2 protein-coding genes are annotated in these 2,794 nt (G+C 42.6%); one reads left to right on the forward strand and one right to left on the reverse strand.

Features of this window, described 5'->3' with window-relative positions; genetic code table 11:
* Positions 1-462: 462 nt before the first annotated feature.
* Positions 463-642 (reverse strand): carbon storage regulator CsrA, encoded by a 180-nt coding sequence (csrA, locus tag MO867_RS21435; RefSeq protein ID WP_252472931.1) that lies wholly within the window; start codon positions 640-642, stop codon positions 463-465.
* A gap of 1,228 nt (positions 643-1,870) precedes the next feature.
* Here csrA and MO867_RS21445 point away from each other — a divergent pair.
* The gene (locus MO867_RS21445) at positions 1,871-2,761 is read left to right on the forward strand and encodes a hypothetical protein (protein WP_252472933.1); all 891 of its coding nucleotides are present in this window, start codon (positions 1,871-1,873) and stop codon (positions 2,759-2,761) included.
* The last annotated feature ends 33 nt before the right edge of the window (positions 2,762-2,794 follow it).

The raw sequence follows: 2,794 nt of genomic DNA on the forward strand, positions 1-2,794 counted from the left end.
CTCCGGTATAGAGTATGGGGGCATGAGCAGTTACACAATTTAAATTACAGCCTCTGGGCACAGACACGGCTTTCCTACAGGCGTAAGCACCCGGTTTTTGCCTCCGAGCCCGATCATACGGGACCCGTACGAATCGCCTACAGTATCTCTAGAGTTCCGCACAATAGACATCAGAACATGCACCTGGTCTACAGACTCCAGAGACCGATGCAGATCGTATCTACCTCTATTGCCTTCCCCATCACCCAACCGGTCGGCGATCTCAAATTATATTTTCGGAACTCAATGCTGAGCCGCCCCCCCCTGCCAATGATTAACACTGGCTGTCACCGAACAGCATCCATGATGTGGAGCCCCAGCGGCTTGCCAGGCCTTAGTGGGCAGAGGGCTTTCACCTCCAATCTTTTGCCGATTGATCTCGGCGCACTGGGTGTCCTGAGTTGTACTACCATTTCAGCATATTCAAGCGCTCACCTCCCTTTCCTTTTTGATCCGCATAAAAACCTCTTCACGGTGAACGGGCAGTGTCTTGGGTGCACTTATGCCTATCTTCACATGATTACCTTTAACCTCCAGCACCGTGACAGAGACATTTGCTCCAATCCTTAAGTTTTCGCCTAGCCGCCGCTTTAAAATCAACATACTCATTACCTTCAATAGTCAAAGTTTGAGCGCTTCCGAGGTGGGGAAGCTTGGGTTTTAACGTTTGGAGGAAATGTGGGGTGGTGCCCGAGGGCAGTAGGCACAGAAGAGGAAAAGGCGGGCGCTAGGCTTCCAGAGCTTGGGAAGTGGCCCCAAACTGCTGAATGTACTCCACTTTATTGAAGACGAGCGAGTTTCTAGCGTATTATCCATATAGCCATTTTGATAGTCACGTTATCAATTTGGTTAGCTGGCCCCGGGTGTTCGTAGCACCTTGGGTCAGCGCCTTTTACTTACTCTTATGTCACGCTACCGTTCTCCTTTGAGGGGATGGGTCTTTTAGAAAGTTCTCGGTTTTGCCGAAGCTTTCAAACCTTTTTAAACTTCTGAAGCCTTTTTAATCGGCTCACTCAATTACGGCCAAAATACTTAAAATATCTATCGATTCTACGCAGCCTTGACATTAAAACAAACCTAATAAATTCCAATAAGATCATTTTCGTGCCTATATTTTCACATTTCGGGGTCGGGAAATCTCAGATAACGACCAACAGCCTGCTAAGGTGCAACAAAAAATCTCGGGTTGCTTTCGCTCTGAAGAAGGCGCAAGAGCCTTCTGCCTTATTCGCTCTCACCTGTTGACCTGTCAGAAAAATGATGTCGACCCCGGAGAAGTATTAACGCAACTTCTTAACCTGGAGTGGCCTAGGATTTATTAGAAAAATTTAAATTTTTTGAGGTTAGTGCTGAATAGTTACTATTTTTCTTTCTTAAATCCAAGTTCACTAATTTTCTCATCGGTTATAATTTCATGGTAAGAAAAGCTATCGGAATCATCTATGAATCTGGCAATTCTCGAGGAGCAGGATACCATAATGAAGCTTACTATGATTGCCATTGATAGCTTATATGGTGTCGATTTGATTTTCATTTGCAAAAATAGAGCTTGGCCGTGAAATATGCTGATCTAAGGAGTTATATGTAGTGGAAACAATTGCGCCAGTTATTTTAGCATTTAAAATTTTAATAAATATGGCATGTTCATCATCTCGAAAGTGAATCTGTCTGACTATAAAAATATCTTGCCCTGATATTTCTGTGCTTATTGGTATCCTTGTGTACACTGCTGTTTGAATGTGAATAAATTCAGAGCATGACCCCCAAGGTATATAACCTAATTCAATTTTTTATACGTGGATGGAAGGTAGACGCATACAGCCTATTCCTGGTGCATTATACATTTGTTTTTATTGGTGCCATTGTCATCTCACCCATTGTTGCTACTCTAGGGCATTTAGTTATTGGCTTGTCGGGTAATACAATTTTAGCAGATTATGAAATAGCTTCTTTCTTCCTGTCGCCTGCAGGCCTATTTGGCACACTTACACTTTTTATTGTTGTAATTATATTAGAGCTATTTAAGCTGTCAGCCTTGATCACAGTGTTGGATCGACATGAACCTCCTTTCCTAGCAGCACGAAATGCTATTTATACCACTTTCCGAATAACTACTCGTCTCGGTGGATTTGCATGGAAGCTGGTGCAAAAGATATTAATTGCTATGATTCCTGGTCTGGCTATTGTTATATTTTGCGTGATTTTCTTCTTTACAGAATATGACATCAATTACTATCTGCAACATCGGCCAATTGAATTCTGGTTGGCGGTACTCCTTATTGGTTCTGGGTTACTACTTACAATTATTTTTTCATTTTTTGTGATTGTCACCGGAGGTCTCTCTTTGCCACTTATTGTGCTTAGAGGAGAGTCAGTAAAATCAGCGCTTTTCCATGCACGCAGTTTGTCTCTCAGAGTGCGGCGTAGATTTTCCGTGTCAATTTGTATCTGGTTCCTTTTGGATGTGTTAATCCACACTGTTTTTTTTATTGCTTTTGAATGGTTTGGATCTCAAGTTATCCTTTTCGCAAAATTTTCCCCTGATTTTCTCGTGGTAATTCTGGGGTGCCTGGTTTTTCTTTTGGCTGCTGGGAATACAGTTATAGATGGCCTTATGTCTGGTAGTTTGGCATTGCTATTGAAAAGTTCCATTTGTACTACAGATAAGAAATTACACAAGCAGTGCGATAGAATACACCCACAATACTTCGGACAGTTTTAGGGGGCGAAATAGGTAGGAACCACGGCCAGATAC

Source organism: Microbulbifer okhotskensis, assembly GCF_023895975.1.
Classification (GTDB): Bacteria; Pseudomonadota; Gammaproteobacteria; order Pseudomonadales; family Cellvibrionaceae; genus Microbulbifer; species Microbulbifer okhotskensis.

Excerpts from the sequence above, each read along its gene's own strand:
- csrA (WP_252472931.1), bottom strand. The coding sequence starts at position 642 with ATGTTGATTTTAAAGCGGCGGCTAGGCGAAAACTTAAGGATTGGAGCA.